We start from the raw sequence: 8,624 nt of genomic DNA on the forward strand, positions 1-8,624 counted from the left end.
CGCGGCGATGCGGGGTTCGCTCACCCCACGGCGGCTCACGCAGATCCAGCGGGCGGTCGTGGACTCGATCCTGAGCTGTCCGCTTCCCCGCGGGGCACAGTCCCGCGCGCGGTTCGCCGATGGATCCGGCCGACGGCCCGCTGCGCGGCGTGATCGGATACTCGCCGCCGCGACCCGGATGTTCTTCGCGCGCGGATTTCCCAACGTCCGAATCCACGAGATCGCCGCCGAAGCGGATGTGTCGCCGGCGACGGTCTACCAGGAGTACGCGGGAAAGACCGACATCCTGATGACCATCATGCGTCGAGGTCTCGAGAATCTGCACTGGATATCCGTCGACGCACTGGCGGAGTCCTCGGCGGTTGAAGCGCTGGACGTCCTCGTGGGTGTGTTCCTCGACTACTCGCTCGGCCCGAACGGTCGAGTGTTGGCCATCGCCCACCAGGACATCGTGTATCTGCCGGAAGCAGACCAGGTCTCACTTCGCCGGACCGCGTCGGACTACACCGCTGAGTGGACTGCTGCGATCCTGGCCCGTTCACCGACCCTGACGCATGCCGATGCCAACGCGCTCACGCAGGCACTTACCGGATTCGTCTACCAGGTCATCTCGTCGCCAGAGCTCCGCTCGCGGCCGGGCATCGACGGCGAGTTCCGCGCGCTGGCATCCGCCATCCTGAGCCCGGTCGAACTCTGTGGCCGGTGACCGCGCCTACCTCGGCGGCAGCCAGGTCAAGGCCCGCGCTGGATACCTGCACTTCCTCGTCGAGGTGACCGGCTACACCCTCTCCGACGTGGAGCAGGTCATCGCCGATGACACCGACGCCGCCGACGTGCCACTCGACTAGACCTCGTCCAGCGGTGGGCCGCGACCACACGGTCGCGGCCCACCGCCCCGGCACCCGATCCACCCGCCACCTCGACGACACACCGTGACTATCACCGGCGAACTGTTCCCGCGCTGCGCCCTACCTGGCTGCGCGAACCCCACCGACACCCAAGGCCACCCCTGCGGCCAATGCCGTCGAGACTTCTGTCCCATGCTGCGCCACAACCCCGACGGGCAACCGATGACCGCCGACGCCCAAACCACCCGCGACCAGGCGATCCGCGCCGCTTACCGCACCCAGGCCCACACCCGCCTTGAGGCTGCCGATCGGCTGCGTGCCGTCGAGGCCGGCGAACAGCCCAAACCTGGGCAAACCTGCTGGCTGTGCGAACAACGCCGCCTGTGTGTCCTCGTCGACGGTCAGTGGGAATGCCGCGACTGCCGACAGATCACCGGCTGAGCCGCGCGCCGGGCACCGGGGCGCGGCGGAGCGGCCCACGGGCCGCACAGCATTGTCCCGGCCCGCCGACTCCGCTGCGCTCCGCCGCCGACCCGGGAAGATCCCAGTTAGGTGGGTGGTCACCTTATTGCGCGCGCACGTCGACCAAGTGTGACCGACGGGGACCCCCGAGCTGTCAACCCACACCAGGCGGCTACCGCCCGTTCTCCGCTGCGCTACGCCCGTGCGCTCCAACCACTTTCACTCGCTACGCTCCTAAGACGAAAGTGGCTTCCGGCGCGCCTGCCTCTTCGGGGTTGACAGCCCACCCCCCGCCGGTCCCCCAGGTCTCTCGACGTCCGCCACACCGGCCGGACCAGTCGGGCGCGCACGCTGACGAAATCCAGGACAGCTCGTCACCGAGCCATGATGTGCGTGAACCGCACCCACATGCATTACGCCGCCGCGGTCCCCGTGCGGCTGTCGCATCCGGGGGGCCGAACAGCGAACGGCGACCGGCGTGATGACCATCGGTGACGTCCATCTCCACGCCGGTCTCCCGGCCGCTGGCACCTGGCAGCCCTGCCACACCGCGGAGCGGGCAGACGGGGTGCCGCTTCTGGGTGGGCTCCCTGCGATGGAACCAGCGGCGCCCCGCCTGCAGGGTCGCGACGCTGCAGCGACGCGCGACCCTGTTCAACGGTAACGCCGGCAAGCGCGTGTGAGCGGGGGTTGCAGGTACAGATGTGGGCCAACAATTCCGCTGTCGCACAGCCACCCTGGCCGGTCCGGTCGTCGGCTCGGTGAGCGCCGAACGGTGCGACGCCGCCAGCGCGGCGGTGGGTTATCGGCGTGGGTGGTCGAGGAGGACGTCGATGACGGCGAGCACGATCGCGCGTTGCGGTGGTGGGAGATCGTAGAGCGCTGCTGCCATGCGGTAGTAGTCATGCCATCCGTTGCTGGCCAGCACGACCCGCACCGGCATGGGGTGGCGGCGATGGCGGTGGTGGAAACTGGTGGTGAAGAAGGCGATGTCGACGCCGAAACCGACAGCAGTTGCCTGCACGGTCGTCAGTTTGGGGTCACGGGTCCGCCCCCGGCGCAGGGAACTCAACACCGGCGGGCTCAGCGGCCGTGGGGCGCCGACACTGCGCTGGCAAACCTCGTCGGCGGTAATACGCCCGGTAGGGCCTGATCCTGGGACGTGATCGAACAGCACCTCGAGCATGACAGCGAACGAGGGCTCGAAGCCATCGCCTCGTACATCCCGCACAGCCCGGGCCTCCTCCTCACCCCGCCCCCGGCGACGGCACCGATGGCGCCGCGGTGGTCACTCGCACCAGCGTCACCACATGAGGTCATCTTCGGGACGAATCCAGGTGTTACACCGCGTGCGAACACGCCCGCCGCGTCGAACCGTGGCGTTCGGGTCGAGTGCCACAATCGGGGTCGAGGCCGTCCGAGGCGGTTGCGGTGGACCTCGCGGGCCGACAAAGGCGCTGTGCGGGCGCCCGGATGCTCAGCCATCCGTGTCGACGGCGCCGCCGAATATCAGCCGATGACGGGTGCGCCGTGCCGCAGACACGCAATGCCACACTGTTCGTGCGGTCCGGTGTGCTCGTCATCGGCGACGACAGTCGTGTAGGAACAAGGTCACTGTCCGCGACGGACGCGTAGGCACCGGTAGAGCACCTGCCGCACCCTGCACGGAGGACACGTCTCTAAGGAAGTCGCTGTCGCACCGGCCGGTGGCCACGAACGCCAGGAGTAGCACCGACATGCCATCCCACAACTCCCATCCGGTGACCGGCACACCCACCGACCCGGCGACCGGTCGCGGGTTGCTGAGAGTGACCTCGACGCATTTCCGGGAGGGCTTGACCCTCCTGGCCGTTGACGGCAGCATCGATATGTTCACCGTCCCGCAGCTGGCTGCAGCGATCCTCGAAGCGTTGAGCGGCCAACCCCGCGGGCTGATCATCGACCTGGCCGCGGTCGACTTTCTCTCCTCCGCCGGGATGGCCATGCTACTGGCCGCACACGAGGCCATCTCCCCGACCAGCCACCTCGGTGTCGTCGCCGCCCACCCCGTCACCACCCGGCCCCTGCAGATGATGGGTGTCGACCACACACTGCCGCTATACCCCACACTCGCCGACGCCATCGCCGCGACGACCAGAGGTGCGTCGTGACAGCCCGACTGCGGTAGGCAACCACCCGTGGACGCCACACCTTCGGCGCAGGGCAGCGCTTTCCGCTGCACCATCGCTGCTACCGCCGACGCCGCGACCCAGCTTCAGCAGCAATTCACGGCCTGGCTCGATACCGCCTGCCGACCTTCCGCGCAGCGCCGCGACGATGTCGTCCTGGCCGTCGGCGAAGCGACCAACAACGCCGTCGAGCACGCCTACGCCTGCACCCGCACCGGGCAGGTCGAGGTGAACGCCTCGATGAGGCCGACCGGTGAACTCACCGTCACCATCTCCGACCGCGGCGTGCGGAGACGAGACCCCAGCACCGCGCCGTACCGGGGCTGCGGCCTGTCGCTGATCGGAGACCTCAGCGACTCGTCGAACATCACGACCAACCCCAACGGCACCACCATCGCGCTGTACTGGCGACGCATCGGCCCCGGCGCCCGACAGTGAGGTGAGGCAGTCCGGTCCCGCCGCCGGTGCCCCGTCGGCGGAACGCCCACGGCGACGTTGGGCCGCTTGGTCAACGCGCAGTGCTGAGCGGTGTGCGGACGCTAGGGTCGGACGCAACCTTGGGCCCCAAGTCCGGTCGGTGACAATGCCGGCCGCCGGCGCGGGTCGATGATGAGGAAGGCAGGCGTCAGTGCCTCGGATGTCAGCCGATCAGCGCCGTGCCGCGCTCATCGATGCGGCCTACCGTGTGATCGCCGACTTCGGAGTGGAAGGTGCCACCACCCGGCGGATCTGTGCCTATGCCGGGATGAAATTGGGAAGCTTTCATTACGCCTTCGAAAGCCGCATCGCACTGCTGAGTGCAGTAATGGAGACTGCGGTTCCCGCTGACATCACTGCTGTTCTGGATTCGATCGTGCCCGACGACGTCGATCCGGCATCCGGTGATGCGCTCGACATGGAGTCGCAGTTGCGGCGGCATTTCCGCGGGTTCTACGGGCTCCTGCAGGCCGAGCCTGGTCGTATGCAGGCCGTCATCGCGCTGGGAATCTATGCGCGCAACCATCCCGAACTGCACACCGCCGGCGCACACATGTATGCACGGCTGTTCACAATCGCCGCCGCCGGACTCGAACGCGGCGCCCGCCATGCCGGTGTCCAGTGGACGGTGCCGGTCGCCGAGTTGGGGCCGGTGGTCATCGCCGCAACCAACGCCATCACCCTGACCTACCTCAGCCTCGCCGATGATGCCGCGATCGACCAGATCATCGACGCGTCCGTGCGCGGCCTGATGTCCTACGTGCAGTAACCACCCCGCTCACCCGCCATCCGGCGACTTGGACGGGACGACCCGCCCGCTCGCGGCGGGTCCGTCGGCGCCGGCGGCCGTTATGCGAGGCGGGCCATCCGGGTTGCGCCTGTCACCGAACACCAGGCGGCGCGGAAGCGCCGCCCCGCTCACAGAAGTAGTGGAGGCTGTCGCTGGACCGGTGGGTGGCCTCAGCTGCGGATAGAGTCCCCACGAGGGGTTGGGGTCGATGATCGGGAGGCTGTTGCCGGATGGCGAAGATTGCGCGTGTCGAGGTGGTCGACGATGTCGACGGGCGGCCGATCGATTCCGAGGATGTGCACACGGTCGAATTCTCGGTGACCTTGCCGGGGCAGCGGATCGCCCGCTACGTGCTTGATGTTCGGCCGGCGAACCTCGCCAAATTCGAGCGCGACATCTCGAAATACACCTCGCGCGCAACGAAAGTCGCAGCCGACCACGCAACGACTGGTGGACGTGCGCGGCCGTCGCCGACCCGGTCGCAAGCCATCCGCCAGTGGGCCCGCGACAACGGCTACCACGTCTCGGCGCGTGGCCGTATCCCCCTGCACGTGGTCTCAGCATTCGACGACACACACGCCTAACCATCCGGAACCCCTCCGCGGGTGCGGGCGCGACACCTGAGGGAAGTAACGCATCCACCAGGTCGTTCGATACGCCCGGTGTACGCAGCGACCCCGCAGGAAAGGACACGTGCATGGTCTGCGCTCACCACACGGTCCCGCTCGCCGCCCAGATCGTCACGAGATCGGTGCGTGAGCACGCACCCCTGCCCCGGTTGTCGGCCGTGTAGTAAACCGTGGCCACCCAAGACAGCTCCCCCGCGCCGGCGTGTCGCGGTGACGGGACTCTGCTGAGTCAGCTGCTGGTGTCGGTGGCCGACGGGGACCGGGAGGCGTTCACCCGCCTCTACGATCTGACGAGTTCACGCATCTACGGTCTCGCGGTGCGGATCGTGCGGGACCGCCATTACGCCGAGGAAGTCGTCCAGGAAGCCTATCTGCAGTACTGGCAGAACGCCGGAGACTTCGACCCTGCCCGCGGCGCGGCCATCACCTGGATGATGACCATCGCCCACCGCCGCGCTGTCGACCGGGTTCGCACCGAAGACATGCAGGCCGAGCGGATCTCCGACTACGGCGCCACCACCGCTGAACCCGACACCCCGCGCAACATTCCGTTGGAAGTGGCCGTCGCGGCCGAGGAGGTGCGCACCCTGCATGCCGGCTTGGGCCAGCTCACCGACCTGCAGCGTGAATGCATCGAGATGTCCTACTTCGGTGGCCTGTCCTATCCCGAAGTCGCGCAGCGACTCCGAACACCGCTGCCCACCACCAAATCCCGTATCCGCGACGGACTGCGACGGTTACGAACAGTCATGCTCGCCCCCGACGACACGTGACACCAGCCATCCCTGCCGTCGCCCGCTGCCGGTGATCGACACACACCCACATGGTGAGGCCTGGCGCGGCCACCACTGCGGGTCGACTGTGTAACGACAGGCCCGACCGTCGGCACGCGACCCGCACCGCCGGGCCCCCTCGACACAGTGCGGAACGGGCGGGCCATCCGAACCGGGCCGCGGCTCCGAACCCTCGCTGTCGGGGCCAGTAGCCATTGGAAACGACCTCGGGCAGCGTTTGCTCAACTGCCCGAGGTCTCACCACTGCCCGGCCAGGCCGGCAACGGCTACTGTCCTCCTACCCCACCACCCGGGGAGCCGAAACCGCCGCTCCCCACTTCGGCATCAGGTGGCTTGCGTCATCACCCCGACACCGGAGAGGTACCGGCCACACTCTGCGGTGATAGGGCCTGACGGCCCTTGTAACGCCCACCGAGGGGGATACATATTTTTCTGACGGAACGATGACCCTGCTGCCGGTAGGTCTCCACACAGTGATCAGGAGTATGCACGAGTGTCCGACGGGTCCGAGGGGGCCGAGCGTCCCTCCGACAGCACCGACTACCAGCGAGTGGCGACCTTCCGGTTCTGGTACGACACCGAACAGTGGGAGTGGAGCCCCGAAACAGCGGTCCTGCACGGCTACCCGGCCGAGCAGATGACGCCCACCACCGACCTCCTCGCCTCTCACAAGCATCCTGAGGACCGCGCGTCCTTCCTCGCGATGGTCGAGCAGATGCGCGTTCGCCATATCCCCTTCTCCAGCAGACATCGCATCATCGACACCCACGGCCAGGTGCGCCCCGTCGCGGTCATCGCCCACGCCATCCGCGACGACACCGGCCGGGCGGTCGGCACCGAAGGGTTCTACCTCGACCTGGCCGATTACACCAACGACTCCGTCCAGGCCGAAGTTGACGGCCACATCCGCGCCTTCCGCGAACACAGTGCCGTCATCGAACAGGCCAAAGGCATGATCATGCTCGTCTACGGCGTGCCCGCCGACCGAGCCTTCGACGTACTCACCTGGCGGTCCCAAACGTCCAACACCAAACTGCGGGTTGTGTGCGAAGCCATCGTCGCCGCCAGCACACAGCTACGCGCCAGCGACGACATGCGCCGAGACTTCGATCACCTCATCCTCACCGCAGCCGGCCCACCGGCCACCCCCGAGGACACCACGACAGCGCACCGCCACCACGACGAACCGACCTCGTCCACCGAGTAGCCGAGCGTGCTCCGGACAGCCGAGCCTCGGACAGCACAGTGCACGAGTTTCCGACATCCGCATCCACATCTGATTCGACGAACCGACGATCCGCCAGCTCGAATGCGTATCGCGCAATCGGATGTGCAATCTCGAACGTGGTGTCGTGTGACCGTCGGGCGAGGTCCCCAGGCGAGACCCGACGAAGGGCTGCCGCGCCTGACGTCCTCGCCCGACCGCATCGCTGTCGGGCGGGCGACCATGACAAAATGGGTAGGCCGGTGCAGCAGGTAGCCGTCGTCATGTCGTCGGTCGGGGCCGTGGCCACACAACAGCTGTGTGGCCCCCTTCGATGGAAGCGAGAGTCACCAGTGCAGCCAAACAACCCTGACGCCGTGGTCAACCCTGACGCTGTGGTCGTCGACGACAGCGGAGACAACGCCGGCCGTGCGTTGCTGACCATCGTCTCCGCCCAGCACGAAGAACTGGTGATCCTGACCGTGCAGGGCAGCATCGACGTGCTCACCGCACCACAACTGTCCGAGGCAGTAACGAACGCGTTGACCGGCCAACCGCGCGGCCTGATCATCGATCTGACCACCACCGACTTCCTGGCCTCAGCCGGCATGGCCGCGCTCGTCGCCGCACACGAGGCCATCGCACCGACCGGACTGTTCGGAGTCGTCGCCGCCGAACCCGCGACGTCGAGGCCGCTGACACTTATGGGCCTGGACCAGACGATCGTCCTCTACCCCTCCCTCGCCCACGCCGTCACCTCCATGACCGACCCCACCGGAATGAGCGGCACCCCGACTGAGTAAACACCGCGGCGTGGACTCATCACTGCACCTCGATGGCGACTCCACCGGTGACTTCCAACGCTCGGTCGAGGCCACCGCCGAAGCCGCCTACACACTGCGCGAACTGTTCACCCTCTGGGTCACGGCCACCGTCGACGCCGACACCGAACGCCGCGGCGACATCGTCCTGGCCGTCTACGAAGCAGTCGCCAACGCCACCGAACACGCCTATAACGACACCGCCGCACCCGGAACGGTCACCGTGCGCAGCCGACACCGACCCAACGGCGTCCTCGAAATCACCGTCACCGACACCGGAACCTGGGACCCCAGCCCCTCAGAGGGGAGTATCAGATTAACGGTGTAAGTGGCGTTTTCGGTTAGTTGTCTTCGCTGGCCGGCATGCGGTCGGCGAAGGTGATGGCGAATGCGTTGAGTGCTGGTTTCCACCGCATTGTCCATCGTTTCTG

At 67.4% G+C, this 8,624-nt stretch carries 12 protein-coding genes; 11 read left to right on the plus strand and 1 reads right to left on the minus strand.

Translation table 11 applies throughout. From position 1 onward, the window contains the following. The 3 genes from JW364_RS23610 to JW364_RS23620 all read left to right on the plus strand — a co-directional run. Positions 1–706: TetR/AcrR family transcriptional regulator (locus JW364_RS23610; protein ID WP_205334540.1), on the plus strand; the 706-nt coding region annotated here is incomplete at its 5' end. Then, positions 696–848, plus strand: a complete 153-nt coding sequence (locus JW364_RS23615) for a hypothetical protein (RefSeq protein WP_159372047.1) — start codon at positions 696–698, stop codon at positions 846–848. The genes JW364_RS23610 and JW364_RS23615, both read left to right, overlap by 11 nt. Positions 849–1,040: 192 nt before the next feature. Then, on the plus strand, positions 1,041–1,289 hold the full coding sequence (locus JW364_RS23620; RefSeq protein ID WP_159372048.1) for a hypothetical protein: 249 nt from the start codon (positions 1,041–1,043) through the stop codon (positions 1,287–1,289). Between the two features lie 823 nt (positions 1,290–2,112). Here the strand turns inward: JW364_RS23620 and JW364_RS23625 are convergent. Continuing rightward, positions 2,113–2,334, minus strand: coding sequence for a hypothetical protein (locus JW364_RS23625; RefSeq protein WP_240199543.1), 222 nt, complete (start codon positions 2,332–2,334; stop codon positions 2,113–2,115). A 712-nt stretch (positions 2,335–3,046) separates the two neighbouring features. Here JW364_RS23625 and JW364_RS23630 point away from each other — a divergent pair. From JW364_RS23630 to JW364_RS23665, 8 genes are all read left to right on the plus strand, one after another. Beyond that, complete coding sequence (locus JW364_RS23630) at positions 3,047–3,460, plus strand: STAS domain-containing protein (RefSeq protein WP_205334462.1); 414 nt, start codon at positions 3,047–3,049, stop codon at positions 3,458–3,460. Positions 3,461–3,487: 27 nt separating this feature from the next. Continuing rightward, positions 3,488–3,916: an ATP-binding protein gene (locus tag JW364_RS23635; RefSeq protein ID WP_205334463.1), complete on the plus strand. Its 429-nt coding sequence runs from the start codon at positions 3,488–3,490 to the stop codon at positions 3,914–3,916. A 199-nt stretch (positions 3,917–4,115) separates the two neighbouring features. Next, positions 4,116–4,724, plus strand: coding sequence for a TetR/AcrR family transcriptional regulator (locus JW364_RS23640; protein ID WP_205334464.1), 609 nt, complete (start codon positions 4,116–4,118; stop codon positions 4,722–4,724). Between the two features lie 251 nt (positions 4,725–4,975). Continuing rightward, positions 4,976–5,329, plus strand: coding sequence for an Lsr2 family protein (locus JW364_RS23645; protein ID WP_240199544.1), 354 nt, complete (start codon positions 4,976–4,978; stop codon positions 5,327–5,329). 215 nt (positions 5,330–5,544) lie between these two features. Then, positions 5,545–6,147: a sigma-70 family RNA polymerase sigma factor gene (locus JW364_RS23650; protein WP_374100873.1), complete on the plus strand. Its 603-nt coding sequence runs from the start codon at positions 5,545–5,547 to the stop codon at positions 6,145–6,147. A gap of 514 nt (positions 6,148–6,661) precedes the next feature. Further along, on the plus strand, positions 6,662–7,375 hold the full coding sequence (locus tag JW364_RS23655) for a PAS and ANTAR domain-containing protein (protein ID WP_205334465.1): 714 nt from the start codon (positions 6,662–6,664) through the stop codon (positions 7,373–7,375). Between the two features lie 374 nt (positions 7,376–7,749). Beyond that, a complete protein-coding gene (locus JW364_RS23660) occupies positions 7,750–8,175 on the plus strand; it encodes an STAS domain-containing protein (protein ID WP_159372055.1) in 426 nt (141 codons plus the stop codon). 10 nt (positions 8,176–8,185) lie between these two features. After that, positions 8,186–8,521 carry an ATP-binding protein gene (locus tag JW364_RS23665; RefSeq protein WP_205334466.1) on the plus strand — a complete coding sequence of 112 codons (336 nt, stop codon included), beginning with the start codon at positions 8,186–8,188 and terminating at the stop codon, positions 8,519–8,521. The last annotated feature ends 103 nt before the right edge of the window (positions 8,522–8,624 follow it).

This window comes from Gordonia sp. BP-119, assembly GCF_016924115.1.
In the GTDB taxonomy this organism is placed as follows: domain Bacteria; phylum Actinomycetota; class Actinomycetes; order Mycobacteriales; family Mycobacteriaceae; genus Gordonia; species Gordonia hongkongensis.

Excerpts from the sequence above, each read along its gene's own strand:
- JW364_RS23620 (WP_159372048.1), top strand. The coding sequence starts at position 1,041 with ATGCTGCGCCACAACCCCGACGGGCAACCGATGACCGCCGACGCCCAA.
- JW364_RS23630 (WP_205334462.1), top strand. The coding sequence starts at position 3,047 with ATGCCATCCCACAACTCCCATCCGGTGACCGGCACACCCACCGACCCG.
- JW364_RS23640 (WP_205334464.1), top strand. The coding sequence starts at position 4,116 with ATGTCAGCCGATCAGCGCCGTGCCGCGCTCATCGATGCGGCCTACCGT.
- JW364_RS23645 (WP_240199544.1), top strand. The coding sequence starts at position 4,976 with ATGGCGAAGATTGCGCGTGTCGAGGTGGTCGACGATGTCGACGGGCGG.